We start from the raw sequence: 25531 nt of genomic DNA on the forward strand, positions 1-25531 counted from the left end.
TTGTATCATTTTTTAATAAGGGATATCCATGTCGATTTCCAATATTCCAAGCAATGTCTCGGCACTGTTGAATAAAGCTTATAACACCGACGCCAGCGCGACGTCCTCGACCACGAACACGACTGATGCCACCGAGCAGAGCACGCTAGAAACAACAGGCAGCGAGACTAATAGCAATGCCTCAGCCAGTGCACAGGTGACATTGGGCCAGACAGGCACCACTCCTGAAACTTATACCGCCAAAGGCTTGATGCAACAACTGCGCCAATACCAGTTGAGCAATGCCTCACTCATCTTTGGCAATGGCGAGGATAGCAATGAGGACAGCACGGGCTTCACCGGCATGATGGGCACGTCATCCAACAGCGATCTGGAAAGTATTAGCCAGGACTGGGTGAGCACCATCAGCGAAAACCCAGGCAAAGCCTCTGTGATGGTCGCGAGCAGTAAAAACAATACCCTCAATACTATTTTGGGTAATTAAGCGGCTCAACATCTGTTCAGCAATGCCCTAAACACCTTAGATAAAAAGCCCGGGCTGTCGGGGGTTTTTATTTTTGTGGCGCGTGAAGTTTCACCAAATGCACAAGAAAATAATCCAGTAAATCTCTAAAGTTTCGGCATGATTAAATTCGTGCTGAAACACCCCTCTCAATATCTCAAACGCATCGGCTCCACAGGCCGAATGCGTATCTCAACTCCAATCCTTTAAATCAATTAATAGATTGCTTCATGCAATCTAATGGAGTTGTCATGTCAAAGAAAACCGTACCAATCGTTAACCACGATAAGCTTGTTGAACTCATTAAATCACACGACAGAAGAGCAAGTGATATCAAGAGCAGGCTTGCACCTGTTCTCAAAGGTCTATGGGAGTCTAGAAGGGCTTACCGAACAGGAGTTTTTTAACAAACATGGGCACTTAGTTCCGCCACTGCCAACAGACGACGGCGTCTTGCTTCGCAAAGCCCTGCTATCTGAGGACTGTATGAATGAGTTGGTTAAACCTTTGCGAGATGCCGGTTGGAGTGTGGAAGTTCATGAGCCTGACGATAAAGCGCTATACATGACCGTCAGTGCCTCACATGGTGACAAGACTTTCAGTGTTGCCTTGCTGTATAGCTGCGCTACTGATAATCAAACCTATAAAATGCTTGAAAAGAATTGCGCGGCCGTTCTATATCGGGGAGCTCCATATAAACAGAGTTCGTATACTCATGGACTCATGGTGCATGTAGGCCCGGTCTTGGGCTGGCAGCCTCCCAAAGCATTCTTTGAGTAATCAGTAAGCCTAATCTTGGCATATCACCCTAATGCACAAGATTAACTCCCTGGTGAAGCTTTCTTAATATGGCTTAACTCATTGGCAACTTTGTGCTGAAGATCATCCATATTAGACGTTCCATCCATTTGCAAATAGGCAAGCGCAAATATCGTCAGCGGGTGGACTCCGATTGAGGTTGCTAAGGCATTAATTTTGGAAACCGATGCCTCTTTTTTTCCATTCTCAAGATCAGACAAGTATGTCCTACTCGAAAAAGCGCTGATTGATTCTTGAGTTATATTTTTAGACTCTCTTGCCTCTCTGATGGCCATGCCAAGTGCTTTTTTGAATTCCATTTTTTATTCCTCTATCGAGGACTAAATAAAGCCTGCATGTACCCATAATGACTATGCTCTATAGAGTACATTTGGAGGTAGAATGCTCAGATGTACTCGTAAGGGTACATTTAAGTGCGTTTTACTAACTAAGAAAAATAGAGAGGTACTAATGAGAGGTATTTTTAATAAATTGGCAATCACACTGGCTATGGCAACTTCTTTTGGCGCACATGCTGCGACTACAACTACTGAAGTGCTGTCATACAACTATGGCAACTACACATTCTTCGGTGAGTTCAATTCAGATGCTTATACTGCCAATGTTGCTTCACGCTTGGTTAACAACTTCTTCGTATTTGACTTGACTGGTGTGAATCTTCAAAACATCGAATCTGCACACCTGTGGGTTGACAACAATTACGCTGAACTGCGTCCAGGATACTCAATGACATACACTATGTATGACGTTGTAACTCCACTGAACGTGTTGATGGAAAGCGGTACATCTAAGTTCTCAGTGTTCAAAGACTTGCAACAAGGCGTTAAATACGGTTCACGTACATTGAACAACCTGGATGGCTTTGATACAGATTTCACTGTGGATTTCGACGCAACTGGTATCGCTGCAATCTCAAATGCAAATGGCTTGTGGGCATTCGGCGGCGCTTTGGTAACAAACGACCCAAGCAACCAAGCCATGATGTTCGGTGACGTGTACACTGCAAAATTGGTGCTGAACTACTCAACAGTTACTACGCCTGTACCAGAAGCTGATAGCTCAGCAATGATTCTGGCTGGTTTGGGCCTGATGGGTTTTATCTCACGTCGTCGTTATAGATAAATCCTTAAACACTTGCAAAGCCAGCTCAGCGCTGGCTTATTGCTTATTAATTCCCATAATCAAAGTATCACGCTTAACATCACATGCATGAGATGCAGCTATTCATTGAGTATACGAATGCAAAAAACAGTTTGGGGTATCCTGAGTTTTGTGTAGCTAGGTATTCAGAAGTTACTAGATTTTTTTTTGAATCAAAAAACTTTAATTAGCTTACTTCATGTCTGACTTGCTCAACAATAACGCCTTTGCAAGATCGACAGAGTATTGATGATTCAAGTTTGCCTGTGGCGTGTGATTCATAAGCCAGATAATCTTAGTGAGATCACACTTAGCAATACCACCGTTGTATGCAATGTTTACCTGGTAGAGGTGTGCAAGATCGTTCATGTTTCCTAGCAGCTTTTTACTGGCAGTCTTGCTGTAGCCATATTCCAAGTAGTCATCCATGACCTGATTAAGCCCGTCTAGCGGCAACTCTAGCAATTTATATAGATTAAATAGGTGATGAATAAATACCTCGTACACATCATGCTTAAGTCCTTCTGACTTTTTAAAGCCAGTTGCAAGAAAGGACAGCAAGGTCCGATCATTCATGAACAGTAGACATTTACGTCTATCAATCACAATCAGATTGACATACCAGTCACCCAATACGCTGTCACTGTTTACCTCATAATCAGTTAGCTCATCAGGCGCTAATGACAAATAGTCTCGTACCTTCTGGGTACATTTGAATGTCAGCACAATTCGTCTTCGAAAAAGTTTGTTATTGAAGAATTATATCTCTTCAATCAACATTTTTTATTGTTACAATAATCAAATGGAAAATGAAAGAGACAATCAAGCCCCTAAAAAAGCCGGTGGACGTCGGCCTGGTTCAGGCCGCAAATTGGGAACGGGTAACTACCTTGAGCCAACCACCGTATTACGTGTACCGGTGAGTCAGAAACTTGTATTAATCGACTTTTTAGAAGCTTATGCTAAAAAACAGCGGGCTCAATCAAGCCGGGCCAATCTGGATGGCATCGGTGAGTTTGAGCAATTGCCTGAAGCGTTATCCAAGTTAGATATTTCACTGTATCAGTCTAAAGTAGCAGCTGGCTTTCCTTCTCCTGCTGACGACCATGTCGAAAAGCGGCTGGACCCAAACGAATATTTGATTGATCAGGAAGAAAGTACTTTTTTTATCACGATTCAAGGTGAGTCCATGCTTGAGGCTGGGCTACTACCTGGTGATAAGGCGGTGGTTGATAAATCTAAGACGGCTGAGGTAGGCGACATCGTGCTGGCCATGGTGGATGGTGAATTCACCATTAAGACTTTGGCCAAGCAGAAAGATGGAAATCCTAAATTGCTGCCTGCGAATTCGAGCGGGAAATACACGCCCATCATTATTACCGGGGAAATGCAGTTTGAAATCTTTGGTGTGGTGATTGGATCATTCAGACGGTTTAAATAGCTCGTACAGTTAACAAAAAACCCGGTGTTCTAACCGGGTTTTATTAACGACAAGTCAATCGAGTCGATTACTTGTTCATCACGTACATGGTTACTTCAAAGCCAAAACGCATTTCGGTAGCAGCTGGTTTAGTCCACATAATCGTCTCCTTGGGTTTTCGATTTAAAACCGACAACGTGTCGTGTTTCTATGTATCTATGTTGCCCGACTTCATATTCATTTGCATGCGCAAAGCGTGTAAGACACCCTAAGTATTTTACGTAAATCAGACCAAGGAAATTTCATGCAGCCAAGCAAAGGTAATACTGCATATCGTGCAATCGCGCTGGTGGATGTGAAGAACTTCTATGTGAGCTGTGAGCGGGTATTCAACCCAAAGCTATGTAATAAGCCGGTAGTCGTGCTCAGCAACAACGATGGCTGTGCCGTGGCCAGAAGCAATGAAGTTAAAGCGCTCGGAGGCACACACACATACTGTTCTTGCTCGTAGAGCTGAAGACATAGCATTTTTTAATCCTGGAGCCTTATGTGATGGTGGATATGCAGGGTATTGTGTGCTTGATACTTAAATCTCTGAGTTGCAGATTTATCGATTCTGGAAAGAAAAAAGACGCCTAAATGGTCCGATAAGAATTTCCATTTGAACAATCAGCTTATGGAAGGCTATTAAATTCTATCTCTCTATAACTTACCTATTCCACACAAGGGGGGGTGCGCAATAATGTGATTTTTGAACTTGGCCTGTTTATCGGCCGCCTCGGCGTTGGGCGATGCCTTTTCATCACGCCAGACCATGTGGCTGATTTACGGCTAAAGACTGATCTTAATGGGGATAATATCTGGTCAATATGAAGCAAACCGCCAGGATAAAAACTGGCTGGCAGCAACCAAAACGGTCTGCATGCAAATCCACGACAAGCTGATGGAACTGAAGTCGTTTCAGGATACTAGCATCAGCGTACTCAAGGCGGTGGCCTTAACAATCCATCACGAGATACCACAGGAACCAACTCAGAATCACACGACAACAGATGACCATTTCGGGCTAGAGCCACAAGGCATAGCTTATGCGCTAACCGGTAATACGTACAGACATAAAGAGGCGATTAAACAAGCCGGTGCTAGTTGGGACAAGGGCATGAAGAAGTGGATTATTCGCGGCAGTGACAAAGCCAAATTTGAACGCCTGATTCCTAGCGTGAACAGCAGCGCATCGTAAGTGCCTATGCTTATGTTAAGAGGCTGTTACGCTTTGACAAACTGACCGCGTGCTTTGCCACTGAGGAATTGCAGCAAATCTGCAGAATGTACTGCCAGGGCATAGCCTAATACACCGCTGCCTATCACCACGGTTTCATAGCTGGCAACGCTGTCATCCACCAATACCGTGAGGCCTGCAGGCAAGGCAATTGGCGGCACCGCACCGACCACATAGCCGGTCGCTTCCGGCACTTCGTCATATTCCGCCATGCGGCATTTGCGCTCCCCCAAATGGGCGCGCAACAGTGCCCAATCGGCGCGACCGCCACCAGCAACGGCCAACAGGCAAAACCCTGTGTTTTCACCTTTAAACACCACACTGCGCACCACCGATTGCGGGTCTAATCCTTGCGCATTTAGTAACTCTTCAAGCTGGCGAATAGGCTTCTTATCTTCACTAAGGGGGATTTCAATCACTTGAAATAGAATCTGTTGCTGCGCAAGCGACTCAGTCACCGGCGAGTTTAAATGCATATTCACGACACCCTCCTTCATCAATAAAAAACTTTAAATGATTAATATAATCTATTGATATTTCGTATATTTATCGTTACTACCCTTGCATTTTTCAACCGGATATTTTTGCGCATTTAGGTCAATTTTGGCATTGGCGGCCGCAATTAAATCGATGCCACAGACCTCCGCAATCCGCATCAGATAGACAAAGGTATCTGCCAACTCCTGGCCAACCTGCACTTTGGTCTCAGCATCCAGTTGTCGGCTGTCGGACTCTGTCATCCACTGAAAATGCTCAACCACCTCGGCAGCTTCTACAATCATCGCCATCGCCAGGTTTTTAGGCGAATGAAACTGTGCCCAGTCGCGCTCTTCAACAAAAGCATTCACCCGCGCCCGCAACTCATCAATACTATCAGTCATCTGTATTACGCCTGTTATTAGTTAACACAAAGTGAATAAAACATTCTTGCCGAAGATAAACGCGGATGCACGCACATAAACTCAACACAAATAATCAGCTGATCAAAAATATTGTATCCGCGGTTTATTCTTGTTTGTCTGCGGCAGGTTGTTCTGGCTTGTCTTTACGGTTACTGCCTGCCACCATTTTAATTTCAAACAAACGGCACTCTAAGGGTCCGTTATACAACAATGTTTTTTTGCTTGGGCTTAAGCGCATGAGTTTAGGCATGCGCAGATCGTTGGTCAGAAAATAGGCATTCCAGCCTGAAAAACGTTGTTTCAGTGCTGCTGCCATTAGGGGATACAGCTCGGCCAAAGTGTCATCCTCGCCGATACGCACGCCATATGGCGGGTTGGCTACCAGCACGCCACTCTCAGCGGGCGGTACAACTTTGGTAAACTCCCAGTGACTGAGTTGCACGGCGTCCAACCAGCCAGCCATTTCTAAATTCTGCTTGGTAACGCGTACAGCACGTAAATCCATGTCTGAACCATAAATGCCCTGAAAGCTTACGGGTTTCACCGCCTTGGCTGCGGTATTTCGCACTTTTTTGAAGGTATCTGATTCAAAGTTTTTGAGCTTTTCAAAGCCAAAATTGCGGTTGAGGCCTGGCGCAATATTCAGCGCGATCATCACCGCTTCAAGTAAAAAGGTTCCGCTACCGCACATAGGGTCGAGCAAGGCCTGACCTGGCTGCCAGCCGGTGAGTTTTAAAATGCCCGCGGCCAGGTTTTCACGCAATGGCGCCTCAATGCTGTTTTTACGATTACCGCGCTGATATAAGGGATTACCAGAGGTATCTACGTAAAGCTGGTAACTGTCAGCGGTCAGGTAGACGTGTACCCTAACGCCGGGCTCCCGTGTATCAATATTCGGACGGCTACCCACACTTTGGCGGAATCTATCACAAATGGCGTCTTTAACCCGCAAGGTAATAAACTCCAGACTTTTTAAGGGGCTGCGCACTGCAGTGACCTTAACCATCATGCTGTGTTTAACGTCAAACCAGTTTGGCCAGTTTATTTTTAACGCACCCTGGTAAATATCTTCTTCTGTGAGATATTTACCACGACCAACCTGCATCAAAATCCGTGTCGCCACCCGTGAGTGTAAATTGGCGTAATAGCACACCGAGAGCTCGCCACTAAAACTGGCACCGCCTTCAGTTGCCTTGATGTCTCGTGCCCCGCCCTGCTTAAGCTCTTCGACGAGGATGGATTCGAGCCCACGTGGGCAGGTTGCAAAATATTGGTTCTGAAAATTAGCCACCGAGTGTGAACTCCTTACCGTTATTAGGATTTGCGCCCTGTAAACGGTCTATTAAATCTATAAAGTTAATGTCATGCGACTGCATGGCATCTTGTGCGCGCTTACGCAACGCAGCCAAATCTGGCATGGCCAGCTCTGGTTTAAAGCCAAACACAATGATGTTACCGGGCTTACCGGTAGGCATCATTAACACGCGCTGCTCAAAGGTTTGCTCCATCCGCTGCATGTAAATATCAAACTTTTTGTCTGACCCCCAGAGGTTAATGGTAAACAGACCATCAGGCGTCAACGCCTCAGCACAATCATCAAAAAATGACTGTGTACAGAAGTCTGGTGGCAAGCCATTACTGCCAAACGCATCCATCATTAACCAGTCTGAGCCACCCGGGTGTTGCTGGATATGAGCAATGCCATCGCCCTCAATAATCTGCAAACGCTCATCATCATCAGGCACAAAAAAATGACTGCGGGCGACCTGGATCACCTGCGGGTTAAGCTCAATCACGGTTTGCTGAATCTGCGGGCAATATTTCCATACGTATTTGGCAATTGAGCCGCCGCCTAAGCCGACAAGCGTTAATTGTCGGCTATCAGGTTTGAATAATAGGCTGCTCAGCACGCCCCATGAATAGGCCAGCACCAGTGCATAAGGATCTTTGACTTTCATGCTGCTTTGAATCGTCGGCGAGCCCAGGTGCATAGAGCGTACGCCATCGGTTTCAGTGACTTCGACCATCTCGAAGTCTGACACCGCTTTGTGAATTTTTCGGTTAAATTTAAACATTATGCGTTCTCTGCCACATCAGGCTGACTGTCGGCTGTCGAAGTTTCTGCAAGCGCCATGGGCTCTTCAGCACCAATAGCCTCGTCAACACCAGTCGTACTCACCTCTTCAATCACGCTCACAAACTTGCACTCGAGCTCCATGAGTAAAGTATCTATTTTTTGGATAGTCAGGCGTACCTTGCTGCCAGGTTTGGTGGCCGGCAAGCTATGCACCTTGGTCATATAAGGCAATCGCTCCAGGCGCACCAGATTTTCGCGCCACACGGTGGCGTCGATTTCAGTGATACTTTCCTGGATCAGGTATTGCAAACACCAATAGCGTTCCATGCGCGTCTGGAACTCATTGTAAGCATTGTAGGTTTGGTCAAAATTGCGCATATGGCCGACAATTTCATCGCCATTTGAGGCATACACCGGCGGCTGCAAGGTCAACACGCTGATCAATTGTCGCTGGTTGATTAAATCCACCGCACGGCGCAAAGGCGAGGTACACCAGGCATATTGCGCCACGCCCAGGCCCTGATGACCTTCGGCTTTGGTCGTCATATACACTTTACCGCCATTTTGCGCCCGGTAAATCCCTGGCACATCATTTTCGGCCAACAACAATCCCCATTGGCTATTCGCTGCAATCATCAGCTCGGCCACCAGTTTATCCATCGGCGACCCGCGCTGGCGATTGACAATATTGACGATGCCATCGCTGACATAAAAGTTGTAATCCACTGGCTGCGGTCTGGTCGGGTCATATTTGCCGCGGGCTTTTTCCAGGCTTTCGGCAAAGTGAAACAAAAACACCAGCGACGACCACAGCGGATGGCCGCTATCTTGCGCCAAGGTGGTTTCATTGAAATAAGGCTCCAGCGTGTCGTGACGCAAGTTTTCCGCAATCTGCACGCGCTCTAAGCAACTATGCTGGTGGACAATGCTGAAGTCAAGCGCCACCTCCAAATACAATGACAACGCAGGTTTGGTTTCACCCGCATCCAAGCTAAAGGGTCGGATCGCCGCTTCTGGCAACATAGTGATTTTGTGCCCAGGCATATACACTGTAGACAAACGCTTCATCACCTCGTGATCCAGCGCTTGGTGTGGCGCCACACCCAAGGCCGGCGCGGCGATATGAATACCGACCTGCGTATTACCATTGGGCAGGGCCGTCACCGACAAGGCATCATCAATCTCCGTGGTGGTGCTGTCATCAATACTAAATGCCTGCACCGTAGACAACGGTAGATCAGAAGGCAAATCTGCCAGTGAAAAATCAGGGAACGCCGTGCCTGAGGCAAAATACTCGCGTAAAAATGCCCCCAAGTGGTAATTATGCACAGAAGGGATCGCCCCGGCCGCATGCAACACTTGCACGGGCAACTGCTTGAGCTCAGCCGCCGCTTGCTCCAGCGCCTTCCACTCCATGCTGTTTTTATCAGGTGCATATAACAAGGCATCGAGTTTGGCAGCAAAACTCTCTGGCAAGGCCTGCGCCTTGAGTTGTGCCACCATTTGCGCCATGAGTTCAGCTTGCTGGCGTTTTTTTTCCAGCCCGGCCATGGCGGCTTTCAGGGTCTCTTCAGGCGCAGCTTTATAACGACCTTTGCCTTTGCGGTAAAAATACATGGGCGCCGCGTGCAGCTTGAGCGCAATGGCGGCTGCTTGCTGGCGACTCGGCTTGCCACCGTAATACTCTTGCGCCAAATCCTCAAAAGCAAACTCCGGCTCACCACAGCATTCCCACAAAAAGTCCGTATCCAGTGTATCGGACTCAGCCTGAGCGGCCTCAAGAAAGCCAGACAAGCTGCCTTCAAAGCGCATCAATACATTAGCGGTTTTGATCTTGCTGCGTTTACCAGTGCTGGCTTCAACTTGCATGCTGCTGTCAGCCTCAGACATGAGGGAAGCGACTTTAAAGCCACCGTCTTCTTCGTAAAAAACATTCATGTAGGGAAATTAAACGTGTGGAAATCACACTTGAGTGTATTAAAACGCTATTTTACCCGAGAAGACCGCAGTTTTTTGGCAAGCAATGAACTTTAGCCAAGGATAATGACTAAAATAGCATGATGAAGCCCCTGACATTTGACAACCGTTTTACCCGCGAACTTCCCGGGGACCCGATCTCAGAAAATTACACCAGGCAAGTCAGTGACTGTTTGTGGTCGCCAGTACAACCGACCCCAGTCAAAAACCCGCAATTACTGGCTTATAGCCCTGAAGTTGCTGAACTCCTGGGTTTTTGCGCCGCGGACATGCAGGACCGTGACCTGATACAGACGTTGGGCGGCAATGGCATCTTGGATGGCATGTTCAGTTATGCCACCCGTTACGGCGGTCACCAGTTTGGGCACTGGGCCGGGCAACTCGGCGATGGCCGTGCCATTTACCTGGGTGAACTCATCCACGCGGGCCAACGCTTTGAGCTGCAACTGAAAGGCGCTGGCGAAACCCCTTACTCCCGTTCGGCAGATGGCCGTGCGGTGCTGCGCTCCAGCCTGCGTGAATTCTTGTGCTCAGAAGCCATGCATCACCTCGGCGTGCCGACCACGCGTGCCTTAAGCCTAGTGACCACCGGCAACCAGGTGGTACGCGATATGTTTTATAACGGCAATCCGCAGCTAGAGCCCGGCGCGATTGTCTGCCGTGTCGCACCTTCATTTACCCGTTTTGGCCATTTTGAAATACTGGCCAGCCGCAACGAATTAACGTTATTAAAACGCCTGGTCGGCTTTACCATCGACCGCGACTTTGCTGACTGGTGGCCAACGACCGGCTTGGCGTTAGACATGAACGACCCATCTGCCGAACTGATTGAAACATGGTTTGAAGAAGTGTGTTCGCGCACAGCCAGCATGGTCGCGCACTGGATGCGTGTTGGTTTTGTGCATGGCGTGATGAACACCGACAATATGTCGATATTAGGCCTGACCATCGACTATGGCCCGTATGGCTGGGTGGATAACTTTGACCCGGGCTGGACACCAAACACCACCGACGCACAAGGTCGCCGCTACTGTTTTGGCCGTCAGCCAGATATCGCACGCTGGAACCTGGAGCGGCTGGCAGAAGCACTCGGCACCTTACTGCCAGACACGCAAGGCCTGGCGGATGGCTTAGCGACTTATGACCAGACCTACATCCGCGCCTTGACCACTAGCCTGGCAGCCAAGTTTGGCTTTGATCGCTGGCAAGACGGCGATGGCGAGCTGATTAACCATATTTTTGAGCTGATGCAACGCGCTGAAGTCGATCAGACCCTGTTCTTTACCCTGTTGGCGAAACTGGACATCGCACAGCCTCAACTGGCAACGCTGGCAGAAGCGTTTTATACCGAGCAAGGTCAGCAACAGTTTGGCACTGATATTCAAGCCTGGTTGCAACAATATAGTCTGCGTTTACAACAATCGGCATTAGCGCCGGAGCAGCGCTTGCAAAAAATGGCGGCAGCCAACCCGATTTACGTGCTGCGTAACTACCTGGCGCAAGAGGCGATTGACTTGGCAACTCAGGGCGACAACAGCCGTTTGCTGGAGCTATTAGACGTATTACGCCACCCCTACACCTTACAACCAGGCAAAGCAGCCTTTGCGCAAAAGCGCCCGGACTGGGCGCGGCAAAAGGCCGGTTGCTCGATGCTATCGTGTAGTTCATAATTTTGGCCATGCAAACCGCCGAACAACTGATCACCGATGCTGGCCTGCGCCCGACGAAAGCACGCTTAGCTGTGTTAAACACTTTGCTCAACTCCCCAACGGCGCTTAGTCACACTGAAATCCTAGCTGCGTTGCAAGGTATCAAGGAAATTGACCGGGTGACGGTTTACCGCGTACTGGACTGGCTACAAGAAAACACCTTAATTCATAAAATATCCACCGATGACCGCGCCTGGAAGTTTCAGCTCAATATGCCGCCTAGTCGCAGCTATAAAGCCGCAGAAACCAGCAACACAGGCTTATTAAACAGTCACGGACATGCCCATTTGCAATGCCAGCGCTGTGGTACCGTGCTGTGTATCCATGAGTTAGCGGCGCATATTCCGCCAGCCATTTTCGCCACCTATCAGATATCGCACATTGAAATCAACCTGAAAGGCCTTTGCTTGCAATGCCAGCAAGCTGTGGCCTGATCGAGTAAGCCACATCGCCAATACAGTCTGTTTCACTTAGCACGCACTGGCACAGCCGTGCACATCAAAAAATGCAACTAAGTTGCAATAAAAACCATCCCAGCCTAAAATGCAACAAAATTGCATTTAATGAAAGGATGCGAAATGAACAAGCTGCCAGTCACCGTACTTTCCGGCTTTTTAGGCGCCGGCAAAACCACCCTGCTCAACCATATTCTCAATAACCGCGAAGGCAAACGTGTCGCCGTGATTGTGAATGATATGTCTGAGGTCAATATTGACGCCCAGTTGGTGCGTGACGGCGGTGCCGAGCTCTCGCGCCAGGAAGAAAAACTGGTGGAGATGAGCAATGGTTGCATCTGCTGCACCTTGCGTGAAGACTTGTTGGTGGAAATCACGCGCCTGGCCAAAGAGGGGCGTTTTGATTACCTGCTGATAGAAACGACCGGCATCTCAGAGCCATTGCCCATTGCCGAAACCTTTACCTTTGCCGATGAAGAAGGCGTCTCACTTGGCGATGTCGCCCAATTGGACACTATGGTGACGGTGGTAGATGGCTACAACTTTCTAAAAGACTATAGCTCGCAAGACATGCTGCAAGACCGCGGCGAATCGCTAGGCGAAGAAGATGAACGTACTGTGGTGGATTTGCTGGTCGACCAGATCGAGTTTTGCGATGTATTAGTGTTGAATAAAACTGACCTGATGACGCTGGATGAAATTGCCCGGCTGGAGGGGATTCTCAGAACGCTGAACCCACGTGCGCAGATCATTCATAGCAGTTTTGGCAAAGTACCTTTGCACCGCATGATGAATACAGGCCTGTTCGACTTTGACCAGGCCGCCGAAGCGCCGGGCTGGCTGCAGGAGTTACGTGGCGAGCATGTACCAGAAAGTGAAGAATACGGCATCTCCAGCTTTGTGTACCGCGCTCGCACACCATTTCACCCGCAACGCTTATGGCAATGGTTTAACCAGGCATGGCCGGGCGTCGTCCGTTCTAAAGGCCGTTACTGGATTGCCTCGCGGCCTGAGTTCTGCGCCACCTGGTCGCAAGCGGGCGCCGTCACCCGCACCGAGCTGGCGGGCATGTGGTGGGCGGCTACGCCCAAGGAATATTGGCCTGAGGATGCTGAGACCCTGCAGCATATACACTCGCGCATGCAAGGGCCGTATGGTGACCGCCAGCAAGAGCTGGTCCTCATAGGCATAGCGATGGATAAAACCGCGCTCACCGCTGCGTTTGATGCCTGCCTCATGACAGAAGCTGAGGTCGCAGCTGGCATGGATGCCTGGCGCACGCTCAGCGACCCGTTTCCGCAATGGTCTATCCATACGCAAAACCAATCGGAGGACACCTTCGTAGAAGCCTAAGCTGATAAGCAAACTACGTAAAATCATGAGCCGCTTTTACGGATTCGCTTCAGGGTGGTTTTGCAACATCGGCGTATATTGTGAGTCATACAAGCACATCAAGCACGATGTACTTAACAAACAACTTAAGGAGATCATTATGTGGACTAAACCAGCTGCGACTGAAATGCGTTTTGGCTTTGAAGTGACCATGTACGTCATGAACAAATAATCAGCCTCATCGACTAAGATAGGTTGAACAAAAAACCGCCGGATTCCGGCGGTTTTTTTATTGCTTTAGATCACATTGGTGCCTTAAAACTGCGCCCACTCGCTATTATCAGTCCCCGTACGCAATCCGGCAGTCTGTGAGCCGCTGCCATGGGTGCCCTGCTTACTCGCATGCGTGTGCAGATGGCGTACGGTCGAACGTTTGCCTGCATGAGCATCGTTCGCCAGTTTGAACACACTGACCGCATCCACCAGGTTTTCTGCCTGATCCACCAAGGATTCAGAAGCGGCAGCCGCTTCTTCAACCAAGGCCGCATTTTGTTGCGTCACTTCATCCATGGTCATCACTGCCTGATTCACCTGATTGATGCCAGTACTTTGCTCGACAGAAGCCGCCGCAATCTCACTCATGATATTGGTCACTTGTTGCACCGAGAGCACCACCTCTTGCATGGTCTTACCCGCTTGCGACACCAACTCGCTACCACGGGCGGTTTTTGCCGCAGAGTCGTCAATCAGCACTTTAATTTCCTTGGCAGCTGAGGCAGAGCGCTGGGCAAGGTTTCTCACTTCGGCTGCCACCACAGAGAACCCGCGCCCTTGCTCACCTGCCCTGGCGGCTTCGACGGCTGCGTTCAAAGCAAGAATATTGGTTTGGAACGCAATCCCATCAATCACCGAAATAATATCTTCTATCCGTTTTGCACTGTCATTGATGGCACTCATGGTATCTACCACCTCACCCACCACGACGCCACCTCTGGAAGCAACCTCGGAGGCATTCATCGCCAGTTGGCTAGCCTGCTTGGCGTTATCAGCGTTTTGCTTCACGGTAGACGCTAACTCTTCCATGCTGGCGGCGGTTTCTTCAAGGCTAGAGGCTTGCTGCTCAGTACGGCTGGAGAGATCATTGTTGCCCCCAGAAATTTCAGTGGCCGCCGTATTAATGGTCACCGTGGCTTCGCGTACCTGCAAAATCACTTCGCTCATTTTGTCGACCAGCGCGTTCACGCCTTCACACAAGGCGGCAATATCACCGCTTTTTCCTGCCAGCGATACCCGGCTAGTTAGATCCCCCGCTTTGGCGCCTTCAATCATCGCTTTAGTCTCTTGCACAGCGCGGGCCAGTGCTTCTGCACTTTCATGTTGCTCGGTGATGTCGGTGGCATATTTGACCACTTTAAATGGCTTGCCATTCATATCCAGAATCGGGTTGTAAATGGCCTGCATCCACACCACCGCGCCACCTTTTTTAATTCGTTTAACTTGCCCGACCTGCGCCTCGCCGCGTCGCAAAGCCTCCCAAAAGGCTTTGTAATCATGGCTAGCGCGATAAACAGCATCAACAAACATGCTGTGATTTTTGCCGACAATCTCGGCTTCTGTGTAGCCAGAGAGTTGTAAAAATAAATCGTTTGCCGAAGTGATTGTGCCATCGAGTTCAAACGCAATCACGCCTTGTGTTCTATGAATACCAGAAATCTGACCGGCATTGTCCGCCGCAATCAACTTGGACTCAGTAATGTCCATGGTGTAATTCACAATTTTGCAGGGCTTGCCCTTTAAATCGTAAATCGGGTTATAAGAAGCCTGTATCCATACCTCAGTGCCATTTTTTGCAATGCGTTTATATTGCCCCATATCAGACCCGCCATTGACCAGCTTATTCCACAAGGTTTTGTAGGCCTCGCTGCCAGCAAACCCTGGTTCCAGCACTTTGCTTACATGTTGCCCGACCAGTTCATGCTCTGCATACCCCAGCATCTGCAGATAAGTTTGATTCACCTTGAGCACCGTGCCATCCAGGCCTAACTCAATCACCCCTTGTGATTTGCCGATGGCGGTAATCTGACTTTCAAAGTCGGCGTTTCTGAGCTTTTGTGCGGTGATATCGGCGGCATATTTCACCACTTTATAAGGCTTGCCGTCAGCATCTAAAATCGGGTTGTAGGTTGCGTCCAGCCAGATTTCCTGGCCTTGCTTGCCTAAACGCAAAAACTCACCAGCGATAGATTCCCCGCGTCTCAGGCGTTGCCAGAAGGTCTCATACTCGCCACTGCTGACAAACGCCGGTTCAACCAGTTGACGATGCGACAGGCCGACCAGCGCATCACGCGTGTAACCCAGCACCTCCAGAAAAATATCATTCACGGCAAGAATCTTGCCTTCCAGGTCAAATTCTATCGAGCCGGTAGAGCGGTTAATCGCCGCCAGTTGATTTTCAAACAAAGCGGCCTGCTCACGGGTTTCGACGGCAGATTCTTTTAACGCGTTTTCACTCACGCTAAGCAGCGTCTGCATTTTCTTCAACGCCTGCAACACTTCACTGAGCTCATTGCTGCCACGTGCATCAATGTAGGTGCTGTAGTTGCCGGTGGTGATTTCCTTCACTGCATGCAGCGTTTGCGCCAGCGGTTGAGTCACTGAGCGTGCAATCAACACCGCCAAGCCTAGCAACAGAGGCAAGGCCAACCCCAGGCTGGCAAACATCATGGCAGGTGATGACGCGGGATGGGCAACGCTGAGTCCGGCTTGCACAGCCATGCATGCAAAAGCCATGACCGCCAGACCGATTAAGCGCTGCTTGACGGTAATCGCCCCCAGTCTGTCTTTTAGGGTGTTGACCCACGACACATTGACCACCTTGCCATCAACAATCGCCAGACCCTTGGCATTGCCTGACGTAAATAAGGCATAAGCGGCAGAGGCCTCATTAATTTGTTCGCGCGTCGGTTTTCGGCGCGCCGATAAGTAGCCCACCACCTGATTGTTTTCGGTCACAGGCGTGGCATTCGCCACCACCCAGTAAAAGTCACCATGCTTGGTACGGTTTTTGACTAAACCAGTCCATGGCTTGCCCGCTTTCAAGCTACGCCACATATCAGCAAAAGCGGCGGCAGGCATGTCGGGGTGGCGCACAATATTGTGACTGCTGCCGACCAGCTCAGCTTCACTAAAACCACTCACTTGAATAAAGTCTTTGTTCGCATAAGTAATCACGCCCTTGAGGTCTGTTCTGGTCAGCATAAACTGGGCATCATCAAACTGCACTTCTGTCGTAGTCACTGGCAAATTTAATTTCATCGTTAATCGCTTTCTATCCCTGAGTCATTGAGACAACTTCATTGAATAATTGAGAGTCCATGTGTTCTTTATTGCCGCCCTGCCAACATGTTCATATTTCAGTGGCAACGCAAAATAAACACCTGATTCTTTGCTTTTCCTAGCGGGATAGCCGTCACTTCACACATCAAAAAACCCGTGACTGATTATCCGTTTTGTCTGTTCGCCATGTCAGAATCTGTCTTACAAAAAACATTACTTTTATTTTTAAATACAATAACTTAATTAACAAATGACATATTGAGATAGATCAATAAATCTGCCGAATCATTAACGCTATTGACACTAAGATGACGCGGCTGACGTTTGTGGCGCCAGGAACCTAATGCCATTGCAGCTCACTAATAAGGAGTCCCTTCTATGATTAATAGGCTCCGGCCAATATCAAGCCAGCGTGCATTTTGGCTTTATAATCGTGTCAAAATTTTGTGATGTTGTTTTTATGGAGTGTCCCATGCGTTTACAAGCCCTTGCCGTTTTATGCCTGATCGCCACACTGAGCCAGCCAGTGTTTGCGCGCAATATTCTGAATGAACAAACGGACGCCGCTACTGCGCGGGATGCCGTCGGTGATGCCATGAGCAAGCTGACCGACCTCGAGCAAAAAATCAAATCCCAGGAAGCCTTGGTCGCCCAAGAACAGGCGAAGTTAAAACAATATCAATCCGATAAAGCGCAGGCCGAAAAAGACCTCGAGAATAAAAAAGTGATTTTTGAGCAAAAATCAAAACTGCTGGATGATGCCTGGAAACAGCGCAACGATTATTAGTTTTAGCGACTAGTTTCACCAAAGCACGCTTGCGCGGGTCGCCACACCGCGCTATCCCATCCCCCTCCCTTTAGGTGTGTTCACACAGCACAAAGCTGTGTCGAGTTGATGTGGGTCAATACCAGGTTTAGCCAGCAACCCTACAATGACCCTAAATTCAATGCACCTAATGGAGTGATCATAATGAAAAAAACCGCAATCAGTTTAATGTTGGCCGCCTTGTTGCCTGCCATGAATGCCCATGCAGAACAAGGCGACTGGGTTGTACGTCTGCGTGCGACGAATGTCAGCCCGAATGAAAGCAGCCGTCTCGGCAGCACCGTGAACAAAGCGGTAGGCGCGAATGTGATGACACCTAGTGCAGACCTCAAAGTGGATAGCAATACCATCCCAGAGCTGGATATTAGCTATTACTGGACTAAAAACATCGCCACCGAGCTGATTCTGGCGCTGGGTAGCAAACATGATGTCAAAATCAGTGGCGACAGCGCGGGGGTCGTTGGTAACCAGCATCTGGGTAGCATTGATGCATTGCCACCAACACTTACCGTGCAATGGCACTTTAACCCCGACCAGACCATAGACCCTTATGTGGGCGCAGGCTTGAACGCCACCTTTATGCTGGACCGTAACCTGCGCTTCACCTCTGGCGCGACCGCTGGCGAGAAAATCAAAATTGACCGTAGTAGCTTTGGCCCTGCTTTGCAAGCCGGTGTAGACGTCAATTTGAAAGATGGCTGGTTATTAAATGCGGATGTGAAGTATGTCTGGATGGATACCGACGTGGAAATGAAGAGTGCGACCACGGGTAATCGCTGGGCAAAAATCGACTCGCTCGACATTAACCCATGGGTGATCAGCCTGGGTATCGGCAAACGTTTCTAACCGAATACGCTTTAAAGTCTCTTCCCTGGGGCAAGTTACACGCTCCATTCGCCTCTGATGCCTTCCCGGTATCAGAGGCTTTTTTATGGCTGGTCGCGTTTATGGCTAGTAGTGTTTATGGGTGGTTCGCGATTACTGCAAATGAAAGCGTGACGAGAGGCTGGTTAAGTTCAGCTGTTCCAGCAGTTGTTGTCCGCGCTCACGGGCGCTACGTTTGCGCTGCCCCGTATATTTGGCAATGATCAGTTCATTTTTCATCGAGTGTTCCCAGCCAACCAATTCGGTCACGGTCACCTGATAACCATGTGCTTCCAGCGCCAAACAGCGCAACACGTTGGTCACCTGGCTGCCAAACTCCCGGGTGTGAATAGGATGCCGCCACAACTCGCTGAGAAACGTCTGCGCCAGGGTTTCAGCTTTATGCTGACGCATGACTTCTGCCACCTCAGCCTGGCAACAGGGCACCAGCACCATAAATTGCGCCTGTTTTTGCAAACCAAACGCAATCGCATCATCAGTGGCCGTATTACAGGCATGCAAGGCCGTGACAATATCCACCGTTGCTGGCAATTGTTGTGACTGCATCGCCTCGGCCACGGTTAAATGCTCAAACTGCATGCGGTCAAAGCCGCATTCTTGCGCCAGTTGGCGTGATTTTCCAATCAGCTCGCCGCGGCTTTCAATGCCAATCACTTGTCCAGCGGCATGTTGCTTGAGCAACAAATCATACAAAATAAACCCAAGGTAAGACTTGCCCGCGCCGTGGTCGACCAATACAGGTTGTGAATGTTTATCCATCACCGCCTGCATCAATGGCTCGATAAAGTTCACCAGGTGATACACCTGCTTGAGTTTACGGCGACTGTCCTGGTTGAGTTTGCCATCACGCGTCAAAATATGCAGTGCCTGCAATAGCGGGAGGGATTGGCCAGGTTTGATTTCTGGCGGTAGATTTGGCTTGACCATGCGTGTTGCTGTTTTAAAATACTAAACAATCAGTTTAACATGCAGCCGCTTTAACGGCATGGGTTGCTTGGGTGTGCCGGGCAAGCGCTCGGGAACTCACAGGCTGTTTTAGTAATCATGTTTATCATGATGACATCATGGTGGCCCATGTTAAGCCGTGCAATCCAGCACGCCCACCACTGCAGCGACGTTAGTTAGCGCTGCATCAATTCGCTGCCCAGCAGCGCAGTTGTTCAATCGTATGAGGGAGTATCTATGCCACAGCGCTTAGCCAAAAGGGCTTTTTTATATCTAGACAAGACGGTTAAGTTCACGCTCTTTCCGCTCACCACCTTCTCTCTGCTCGCTACGCCTGTGCTTGCAGATACCATCTGGCTCAAAAATGGCGACAAAATCACCGGCACGCTAGGCGTAAAAATCTCCAACAAACTCACCGTCAAAACCACTTATGCCGACGAAGTGAAAATCAACTGGAACGATATTCACAGCATAGACGCCGACAAGGCGATCCTGATGCAATTGTCTGACGGCAGCATAGTTAATGGCCGCTTGGTTCACACAGACGAAGGCCAGGTGATTCTAGATGAAGAAACCAACACGCCCCTGGTCGATACCGAGTTAGACGAAATTCATTACATTAACCCCAGCCGCGACCTGATTGGCGAAGGTTATGTCTGGACCGGCAACTTAAGTCTGGGCGGCGCCTTTAACAATGGCAACAGTACCAACCGCAACATGCAATTTAACGGTGAGTCGGTGTTACGTGGCCTGGAGAATCGTTACACAGTACAAGGCTATTACTACTGGGCCGAGGATAACGACCAGCAAACACAAAACAACGCCCGCGTGCGCGGCCAGTATGACCACTTTTTCACCAAAAAATGGTTTAGCTACCTCAACACCATTCAAGAAAAAGACCGCTTCAGAGATATTAAATTACGTAGTACTTACGGTGTGGGGTCGGGTTACCAGATTTTTGAAGGTGAAAAACTGAATCTGTCGGTCGAAGGCGGTGTGTCGCTGATCAAGCAGGATTATTACGAAGAGAGTGATGACAACCATGCTGCGTTGCGCTGGGCGGTCAACTACAACCAATATCTATTTAACTCCTTTGTACAGGCATTCCATCGCCATGAGGTGCTTTACACGGCAAGATCGCCGTCACAAATTCTGGTTTACAGCTCCACCGGCCTGCGTTTTCCGTTTATTTTTGGCTTGAGTGCCTCCACGCAGGTTGACTACAACTATGATAGCCGCCCGGTGGATGACCGCGTCAAAGGTGATACCCGCGCCCTGTTTACTTTGGGTTATAGCTGGAAATAAAATCAAGAGTATCGGCAACATTTAGGGAGTTGCCGCATCAATGTTAAAATAGGCGCTTATGTTGATTTAACCCATTGCAATCACCGCATTGCAAGCCTGGGATAAACCAATACCGAGTACGGCAAAGGGCATTGATACCGTATTTTTTGAGTTGAGGATGGAGCAAAAATATGGCGATACAATGGTTTCCTGGGCACATGACGTCTGCGCGCAAAAAGGCAGAAGAAACACTAGAGCATATTGACGTGGTGATTGAGGTGCTGGATGCGCGCGTGCCAGCCGCCAGCCATAACCCGATGATTGAGGAAATGCGCAACTTCCGCCAGCGCCCTAACCTTAAAATCCTCAACAAGGCAGACTTGGCCGACCCGCAAGTCACCCAGGCCTGGCTGAATTACTTTAATAAACAACCTAATACCAAAGCCGTCGCGCTGTCTTGCAAAAAGCCAGGCGACGCAAAAAAAATCCCCGGCTTGTGCCGCCAACTGGCCCCGCACCGTGGCACGCCGCTCAAACCATTGCGCATGATGATTATGGGCATCCCTAACGTTGGTAAATCCACGCTGATGAACGCCCTGCTCAATCGCCGCGCAGCTAAAGTGGGCGACGAACCTGCCGTGACCAAAAGCCAACAACGCTTTGATTTAAATGATAGCCAGAATATTACCGACACCCCCGGCATGATGTGGCCAAAAATCGAGCATGCGTCAGATGGTTATCTGCTGGCTGCCAGCCATGCCATTGGCCGTAACGCGGTGATTGATGAGGATGTGGCTGAGTTTTTGGGCAACGTATTATTAAAGCAATATCCAGAACTGATGAACACGCGTTATAAACTGGATGTGATGAAGCTGGATGTCAGCAACATGGACGGCATTGATTTGCTGCAAGCGATTGCCAAACGCCGCACCTACAAACGAAATGATGGGCAATGGGATATGGAACGCACGGCAATGGCTTTGCTGACCGATTACCGCAGCGGGGCGATAGGCCGCGTCAGCCTGGAATCCCCTCAAAGCCGGGCCGAGATGTTGGCACTGGCTGAAGAACAGGCCGCGGCAGCGAAAAAAGCCAAAGAAGATCAGGCAGCCCCAGAGCCTGATACTCTATAACTTGTTTATCAGGCAATCAGGCTGGCGTGCCGCTTGGCAGGCTTGGCTTCTTGAGGCGGCTTAGTCAGCAGCTGGTCAATATTGCTGGCAATCCGATTGCGGCCGTTCTGCTTGGCTTTATACAGATTTTGGTCGGCCCCGGCAAATAAGCCTTCCAGCACATAACCAACAGTTTCAGAGCTCACCGAACCAACGCTGACTGTGCATTTGATGGCCTGGGTATCACTACTCATGCTCTCGACCCCGGCAATGCTCACCGGTGTCACTTCAATAATACGGCGGATACGCTCCGCCAGAATCATCGCCTCATGTTCACCCGTGTTGGGCATTAAAATACAAAATTCTTCGCCGCCATAACGGCCTATCACATCGCCACCACGCAATGCCGCCCGTATCGTGCCCGCACAGGATTTAAGCACCACGTCACCCACCAGATGGCCATACACATCATTGACCTTTTTAAAATAGTCCAGGTCGACAATCAGCAGCCCCATCGGTAAGCGGATGCGTTGTGACACCGCCTGCATACGTGTCGCTGCCTCTTGCAAACCGCGTCTATTCAACACGCCGGTCAGGCCGTCGAGCGAGGCAATCGCTTGCAAACCGGCCTGCGCTCGCACATGCATCACCAGTAGCAGCAGACTGGTCACGGTCGTCATCACCAGCATGATGATACAGGTCATATACGCATGAATCTGCCACTGTGCAAACGTGCGCAGGGTATTGTCGTCTCCGAGCACGACTTTCACCGCGATAAACGCCAGCATCAGGCTAATGACGCCAAACAGGCTACAACACAACCAAAACACATTCGCCACAAAGTCTTTACCATGCCCCACCAAGCTGCGCATGCCGTAGCCAAATACCCACATCAACACCAGCGCGTTACTCAGCAATATCCAACGGTCCGGCGTATGCGTATTCAGCATCACTGCGTTACAAGCCAGCAACGCAGTGACGACCAGCAAAGCGCCATAGCGATACACACGATAGCCGCGTAGCAAGCGGATACCGTTGATAAATAGGCTGACACCGAGCGCGATGATGGTCACGGCCGCCGCCTCATAAATGCTAGCCGGGCCATAGATTAAGGAGGTTTGCGAAAGAAAATAAACCGCTAGGCCAACGCCAAACATCAATAGTCCACGTACCCAATGCATAATCAGGCTGCGTTGCTGATAGGCGCCAAAAATCGACAAGACCAGAACCAGCGTTAGGGTGAGTCCAATTGATGATAGAATGACACTGTTGAGATCAAACACAGGGGTGGACAAAGTTTGTTTACCTGAAAAACATAATACTATGGTAGTTGGACTATACCCATATAAATGAAGGGGTTAAATAGTCCATACAGGCTAATTACTTCCCACTTTGTTGTTTAGCACAAACCCTGACGTCCCCATGCAGCATCTACTAAATCCCCCGCAGCGCGAAGCAATCCATTATCTTGATGGCCCCTTATTGGTGCTGGCCGGTGCCGGCAGTGGCAAAACACGCGTCATTACGCAAAAAATTGCCTACCTGATTAACCAGGCCGGCTTTAAAGGCAACCAGATTGCTGCCATTACCTTTACCAACAAGGCCGCACGCGAAATGCAGGAGCGCGTCACGCCGCTGCTTGAGGGCAAAAGCGGTAAAGGCCTGACTGTCACCACGTTTCACTCGATGGGTTTGCACATTCTGCGCCAAGAAGCAGCGCTACTCGGCTACAAACCGCAGTTCTCAATTCTGGACGCCTCAGACAGCTTCAAAATTCTTAGCGATATTCTTGCCACCACAGACAAACAATTGCTGCGCAAAACCCAATGGCAGATTTCCAGCTGGAAAAACGCCTTTGTCAGCCCGGACCAAGCTAAGTCCATGGCCGATGAAGAGCTCACGCATGCCGCCGCCCGCGTTTACCAGCTCTACCAGCAAACCTTGCGCGCTTATCAAGCTGTCGACTTTGATGACTTGATCAAGGTGCCGGTAGAGTTATTTGAGCAGCACGCCGAGACTCTGGACAAATGGCAGCGCAAGCTGCACTACCTGCTGATTGACGAATATCAGGATACCAACGCTTGCCAATACAAGCTGATTAAACAACTCACCGGCCTGCGTGGACAATTTACCGCCGTGGGTGACGATGACCAAGCGATTTACGGCTGGCGTGGCGCCGACGTTGAAAACCTGCGCCAGCTCACTACGGATTTTTCGAAACTCAAAGTGATCAAGTTAGAGCAAAACTACCGCTCTACCGTGCGCATTTTGCGTGCGGCCAACCAGGTCATCGCCAACAACCCCAAATTATTTGAGAAAAAGCTTTGGAGCGAACTGGGCACCGGTGAGCTATTGCATGTCACCGCCACCCAAAGCGAAGAACACGAAGCCGAAACCGTGGTCATGAAATTGCAGGCGCATAAATTCGAGCACCGCACCACTTTTAAAGATTATGCGATTCTCTATCGCAGTAATCACCAGGCACGCATCATCGAAAAGTTTTTGCGTAACCACAAAATCCCCTACACCATCTCTGGCGGCTCGTCCTTTTTTGACAAAGCCGAAATTAAAGACATCATCAGCTACCTTCGGTTGATCGCCAACGAAGATGATGATCCAGCGTTTATCCGTGCTGCGACTACGCCGAAAAAAGGCATAGGCAACACCACACTGGAGCGGCTGGGCGAATATGCCAGCGCGCACAAAATGTCGCTGTTTTCCGCCGCTTTTGAAGGGGGCTTTCAACACGACATCGGCGCCAAACAACTGGACGACCTACTCACCTTCTGCCGCTATATTCAGACGCTACAAGGCCGCGCCGTGAAAGATCCGGCCAATGAGGTACTCAGTGATCTGCTCACCGCCATTCAATACGAAACCTATCTTTATGATGGCGAAGAAGCGCGCGCCGCAGAAACCCGCTGGGGCAATGTCATGGAGTTTGTCGCCTGGCTCAGCAAAAAAGGCGAAGGCTCCACCGAATACGGCAACGAGTCAGACGGCAAAAACCTGCTAGAACTCACACAACTGGTCTCGCTCATCACCATGCTAGAAGGCCGCGAAGACAGCGAGCCAGACGCCGTCAAACTCTCCACCCTGCACGCCTCCAAAGGCCTGGAGTACGGCCACGTCTTTTTAATCGGCTGCGAAGAAGGCATCTTGCCCCACACTAACTCGATTGACGCCGACCAGATTGAAGAAGAACGCCGCCTCATGTACGTAGGCATCACCCGCGCGCAAAAATCACTTAACATCACCTGGTGTAAAAAACGCAAACGCGGTGGTGAAATGCAAGCCTGCGAGCCAAGTAGATTTATTGGTGAGTTGCCGAAAGACGACGTCAAACACTTCGGCAACCCTTTTAACGGGCCGGATCAGGTGTTAAGTAAGGATTATGGCAAGAGCAAGATGGCGAATATTAAGGCGATGCTGGCGAGTAAAGGATAGGTGCAAGACCAATCCCTGTCTGGTAACATTCCTTCAGACACGCAATTTTATTGCAGGTTTTAGACACAAAAAATGCTATGCAGC

General features: G+C 49.5%; 26 protein-coding genes and 1 pseudogene. 16 read left to right on the forward strand and 11 right to left on the reverse strand.

Annotated features, from left to right (window positions below; all coding sequences use genetic code 11):
- The first annotated feature begins 28 nt into the window (after positions 1-28).
- The gene (locus tag E6Q52_RS02025) at positions 29-484 is read left to right on the forward strand and encodes a hypothetical protein (protein WP_292817849.1); all 456 of its coding nucleotides are present in this window, start codon (positions 29-31) and stop codon (positions 482-484) included.
- Between the two features lie 309 nt (positions 485-793).
- Positions 794-1282: a hypothetical protein gene (locus tag E6Q52_RS02030; protein WP_292817851.1), complete on the forward strand. Its 489-nt coding sequence runs from the start codon at positions 794-796 to the stop codon at positions 1280-1282.
- Positions 1283-1323: 41 nt separating this feature from the next.
- On the opposite strand, the gene E6Q52_RS02035 is transcribed toward E6Q52_RS02030, so the two are convergent.
- Positions 1324-1620, reverse strand: a complete 297-nt coding sequence (locus E6Q52_RS02035; RefSeq protein WP_292817853.1) for a helix-turn-helix transcriptional regulator — start codon at positions 1618-1620, stop codon at positions 1324-1326.
- Between the two features lie 151 nt (positions 1621-1771).
- Here E6Q52_RS02035 and E6Q52_RS02040 point away from each other — a divergent pair, with 151 nt between their 5' ends.
- The gene (locus E6Q52_RS02040) at positions 1772-2443 is read left to right on the forward strand and encodes a PEP-CTERM sorting domain-containing protein (RefSeq protein ID WP_292817855.1); all 672 of its coding nucleotides are present in this window, start codon (positions 1772-1774) and stop codon (positions 2441-2443) included.
- 210 nt (positions 2444-2653) lie between these two features.
- Here E6Q52_RS02040 and E6Q52_RS02045 read toward each other — a convergent pair whose 3' ends face one another.
- Entirely contained in the window at positions 2654-3148 is a 495-nt protein-coding gene (locus tag E6Q52_RS02045) for a hypothetical protein (RefSeq protein WP_292817857.1), read from the reverse strand.
- Between the two features lie 115 nt (positions 3149-3263).
- Here E6Q52_RS02045 and E6Q52_RS02050 point away from each other — a divergent pair, with 115 nt between their 5' ends.
- Positions 3264-3902 (forward strand): LexA family transcriptional regulator, encoded by a 639-nt coding sequence (locus tag E6Q52_RS02050; protein ID WP_292817997.1) that lies wholly within the window; start codon positions 3264-3266, stop codon positions 3900-3902.
- A 67-nt stretch (positions 3903-3969) separates the two neighbouring features.
- Here the strand turns inward: E6Q52_RS02050 and pqqA (E6Q52_RS02055) are convergent, their stop codons facing one another.
- Entirely contained in the window at positions 3970-4041 is a 72-nt protein-coding gene (gene pqqA, locus E6Q52_RS02055; protein ID WP_081624291.1) for a pyrroloquinoline quinone precursor peptide PqqA, read from the reverse strand.
- Positions 4042-4185: 144 nt separating this feature from the next.
- On the opposite strand from pqqA (E6Q52_RS02055), the pseudogene E6Q52_RS02060 reads away from it, so the two are divergent.
- The 3 genes and pseudogenes from E6Q52_RS02060 to E6Q52_RS02070 all read left to right on the forward strand — a co-directional run.
- Positions 4186-4362 (forward strand): annotated as a pseudogene (locus E6Q52_RS02060) (hypothetical protein); the annotation flags it as partial.
- Positions 4363-4625: 263 nt separating this feature from the next.
- Positions 4626-4754, forward strand: coding sequence for a TIR domain-containing protein (locus tag E6Q52_RS02065; RefSeq protein ID WP_292817999.1), 129 nt, complete (start codon positions 4626-4628; stop codon positions 4752-4754).
- Positions 4729-5121 carry a hypothetical protein gene (locus tag E6Q52_RS02070; RefSeq protein WP_292817859.1) on the forward strand — a complete coding sequence of 131 codons (393 nt, stop codon included), beginning with the start codon at positions 4729-4731 and terminating at the stop codon, positions 5119-5121. The genes E6Q52_RS02065 and E6Q52_RS02070 overlap by 26 nt, the downstream gene beginning before the upstream one ends.
- 26 nt (positions 5122-5147) lie before the next feature.
- On the opposite strand, the gene E6Q52_RS02075 is transcribed toward E6Q52_RS02070, so the two are convergent.
- The 5 genes from E6Q52_RS02075 to E6Q52_RS02095 form a co-directional block, all read right to left on the reverse strand.
- Positions 5148-5636, reverse strand: coding sequence for an aminoacyl-tRNA deacylase (locus E6Q52_RS02075; protein ID WP_292818001.1), 489 nt, complete (start codon positions 5634-5636; stop codon positions 5148-5150).
- Between the two features lie 51 nt (positions 5637-5687).
- On the reverse strand, positions 5688-6041 hold the full coding sequence (locus E6Q52_RS02080; protein WP_292817861.1) for a nucleotide pyrophosphohydrolase: 354 nt from the start codon (positions 6039-6041) through the stop codon (positions 5688-5690).
- 124 nt (positions 6042-6165) lie between these two features.
- On the reverse strand, positions 6166-7353 hold the full coding sequence (locus tag E6Q52_RS02085) for a class I SAM-dependent RNA methyltransferase (RefSeq protein ID WP_292817863.1): 1188 nt from the start codon (positions 7351-7353) through the stop codon (positions 6166-6168).
- Positions 7346-8137, reverse strand: a complete 792-nt coding sequence (locus tag E6Q52_RS02090) for a polyamine aminopropyltransferase (RefSeq protein ID WP_292817865.1) — start codon at positions 8135-8137, stop codon at positions 7346-7348. The genes E6Q52_RS02085 and E6Q52_RS02090 overlap by 8 nt, the downstream gene beginning before the upstream one ends.
- A complete protein-coding gene (locus tag E6Q52_RS02095; protein ID WP_292817867.1) occupies positions 8137-10077 on the reverse strand; it encodes an RNB domain-containing ribonuclease in 1941 nt (646 codons plus the stop codon). Before E6Q52_RS02095 ends, E6Q52_RS02090 begins: the two co-directional genes overlap by 1 nt.
- A gap of 119 nt (positions 10078-10196) precedes the next feature.
- Between E6Q52_RS02095 and E6Q52_RS02100 the strand changes: the two genes are divergently transcribed.
- From E6Q52_RS02100 to pqqA (E6Q52_RS02115), 4 genes are all read left to right on the forward strand, one after another.
- Entirely contained in the window at positions 10197-11786 is a 1590-nt protein-coding gene (locus E6Q52_RS02100) for a YdiU family protein (protein ID WP_292817868.1), read from the forward strand.
- Positions 11787-11794: 8 nt separating this feature from the next.
- Complete coding sequence (locus E6Q52_RS02105) at positions 11795-12259, forward strand: Fur family transcriptional regulator (RefSeq protein WP_292817869.1); 465 nt, start codon at positions 11795-11797, stop codon at positions 12257-12259.
- A 144-nt stretch (positions 12260-12403) separates the two neighbouring features.
- The gene (zigA, locus tag E6Q52_RS02110) at positions 12404-13633 is read left to right on the forward strand and encodes a zinc metallochaperone GTPase ZigA (RefSeq protein WP_292817870.1); all 1230 of its coding nucleotides are present in this window, start codon (positions 12404-12406) and stop codon (positions 13631-13633) included.
- A gap of 139 nt (positions 13634-13772) precedes the next feature.
- Positions 13773-13844, forward strand: coding sequence for a pyrroloquinoline quinone precursor peptide PqqA (gene pqqA / locus E6Q52_RS02115; RefSeq protein ID WP_081624291.1), 72 nt, complete (start codon positions 13773-13775; stop codon positions 13842-13844).
- A gap of 83 nt (positions 13845-13927) precedes the next feature.
- Here pqqA (E6Q52_RS02115) and E6Q52_RS02120 read toward each other — a convergent pair whose 3' ends face one another.
- Positions 13928-16927, reverse strand: a complete 3000-nt coding sequence (locus tag E6Q52_RS02120; RefSeq protein WP_292817871.1) for a PAS domain S-box protein — start codon at positions 16925-16927, stop codon at positions 13928-13930.
- Positions 16928-17420: 493 nt separating this feature from the next.
- Between E6Q52_RS02120 and E6Q52_RS02125 the strand changes: the two genes are divergently transcribed.
- Together E6Q52_RS02125 and E6Q52_RS02130 are read left to right on the forward strand one after the other, a co-directional pair.
- Entirely contained in the window at positions 17421-17735 is a 315-nt protein-coding gene (locus E6Q52_RS02125) for a hypothetical protein (protein WP_292817872.1), read from the forward strand.
- Between the two features lie 183 nt (positions 17736-17918).
- A complete protein-coding gene (locus tag E6Q52_RS02130) occupies positions 17919-18620 on the forward strand; it encodes an OmpW family outer membrane protein (RefSeq protein ID WP_292817873.1) in 702 nt (233 codons plus the stop codon).
- A gap of 132 nt (positions 18621-18752) precedes the next feature.
- On the opposite strand, the gene E6Q52_RS02135 is transcribed toward E6Q52_RS02130, so the two are convergent.
- A complete protein-coding gene (locus tag E6Q52_RS02135) occupies positions 18753-19586 on the reverse strand; it encodes an SAM-dependent methyltransferase (protein ID WP_292817874.1) in 834 nt (277 codons plus the stop codon).
- Positions 19587-19841: 255 nt separating this feature from the next.
- On the opposite strand from E6Q52_RS02135, the gene E6Q52_RS02140 reads away from it, so the two are divergent.
- Positions 19842-20909 (forward strand): YdiY family protein, encoded by a 1068-nt coding sequence (locus tag E6Q52_RS02140; RefSeq protein ID WP_292817875.1) that lies wholly within the window; start codon positions 19842-19844, stop codon positions 20907-20909.
- 170 nt (positions 20910-21079) lie between these two features.
- Entirely contained in the window at positions 21080-22021 is a 942-nt protein-coding gene (gene ylqF, locus E6Q52_RS02145) for a ribosome biogenesis GTPase YlqF (protein WP_292817876.1), read from the forward strand.
- A gap of 8 nt (positions 22022-22029) precedes the next feature.
- Here ylqF and E6Q52_RS02150 read toward each other — a convergent pair whose 3' ends face one another.
- Positions 22030-23295, reverse strand: coding sequence for a GGDEF domain-containing protein (locus E6Q52_RS02150; RefSeq protein ID WP_292817877.1), 1266 nt, complete (start codon positions 23293-23295; stop codon positions 22030-22032).
- A 127-nt stretch (positions 23296-23422) separates the two neighbouring features.
- Between E6Q52_RS02150 and E6Q52_RS02155 the strand changes: the two genes are divergently transcribed.
- Complete coding sequence (locus tag E6Q52_RS02155) at positions 23423-25447, forward strand: UvrD-helicase domain-containing protein (RefSeq protein ID WP_292817878.1); 2025 nt, start codon at positions 23423-23425, stop codon at positions 25445-25447.
- Positions 25448-25531: the final 84 nt, after the last annotated feature.

Source organism: Methylophilus sp., from assembly GCF_008015755.1.
In the GTDB taxonomy this organism is placed as follows: domain Bacteria; phylum Pseudomonadota; class Gammaproteobacteria; order Burkholderiales; family Methylophilaceae; genus Methylophilus.

Bases quoted from the DNA above. Each gene is read 5' to 3' on its own strand.
- E6Q52_RS02130 (WP_292817873.1), top strand. From the start codon at position 17,919: ATGAAAAAAACCGCAATCAGTTTAATGTTGGCCGCCTTGTTGCCTGCC.
- E6Q52_RS02155 (WP_292817878.1), top strand. From the start codon at position 23,423: ATGCAGCATCTACTAAATCCCCCGCAGCGCGAAGCAATCCATTATCTT.
- E6Q52_RS02135 (WP_292817874.1), bottom strand. From the start codon at position 19,586: ATGGTCAAGCCAAATCTACCGCCAGAAATCAAACCTGGCCAATCCCTC.
- E6Q52_RS02095 (WP_292817867.1), bottom strand. From the start codon at position 10,077: ATGAATGTTTTTTACGAAGAAGACGGTGGCTTTAAAGTCGCTTCCCTC.
- E6Q52_RS02140 (WP_292817875.1), top strand. From the start codon at position 19,842: ATGCCACAGCGCTTAGCCAAAAGGGCTTTTTTATATCTAGACAAGACG.
- E6Q52_RS02035 (WP_292817853.1), bottom strand. From the start codon at position 1,620: ATGGAATTCAAAAAAGCACTTGGCATGGCCATCAGAGAGGCAAGAGAG.
- E6Q52_RS02090 (WP_292817865.1), bottom strand. From the start codon at position 8,137: ATGTTTAAATTTAACCGAAAAATTCACAAAGCGGTGTCAGACTTCGAG.
- E6Q52_RS02100 (WP_292817868.1), top strand. From the start codon at position 10,197: ATGATGAAGCCCCTGACATTTGACAACCGTTTTACCCGCGAACTTCCC.
- ylqF (WP_292817876.1), top strand. From the start codon at position 21,080: ATGGCGATACAATGGTTTCCTGGGCACATGACGTCTGCGCGCAAAAAG.
- E6Q52_RS02080 (WP_292817861.1), bottom strand. From the start codon at position 6,041: ATGACTGATAGTATTGATGAGTTGCGGGCGCGGGTGAATGCTTTTGTT.
- E6Q52_RS02075 (WP_292818001.1), bottom strand. From the start codon at position 5,636: ATGCATTTAAACTCGCCGGTGACTGAGTCGCTTGCGCAGCAACAGATT.
- E6Q52_RS02040 (WP_292817855.1), top strand. From the start codon at position 1,772: ATGAGAGGTATTTTTAATAAATTGGCAATCACACTGGCTATGGCAACT.
- E6Q52_RS02125 (WP_292817872.1), top strand. From the start codon at position 17,421: ATGCGTTTACAAGCCCTTGCCGTTTTATGCCTGATCGCCACACTGAGC.
- E6Q52_RS02105 (WP_292817869.1), top strand. From the start codon at position 11,795: ATGCAAACCGCCGAACAACTGATCACCGATGCTGGCCTGCGCCCGACG.
- zigA (WP_292817870.1), top strand. From the start codon at position 12,404: ATGAACAAGCTGCCAGTCACCGTACTTTCCGGCTTTTTAGGCGCCGGC.
- E6Q52_RS02070 (WP_292817859.1), top strand. From the start codon at position 4,729: ATGGGGATAATATCTGGTCAATATGAAGCAAACCGCCAGGATAAAAAC.
- E6Q52_RS02050 (WP_292817997.1), top strand. From the start codon at position 3,264: ATGGAAAATGAAAGAGACAATCAAGCCCCTAAAAAAGCCGGTGGACGT.
- E6Q52_RS02025 (WP_292817849.1), top strand. From the start codon at position 29: ATGTCGATTTCCAATATTCCAAGCAATGTCTCGGCACTGTTGAATAAA.
- E6Q52_RS02120 (WP_292817871.1), bottom strand. From the start codon at position 16,927: ATGAAATTAAATTTGCCAGTGACTACGACAGAAGTGCAGTTTGATGAT.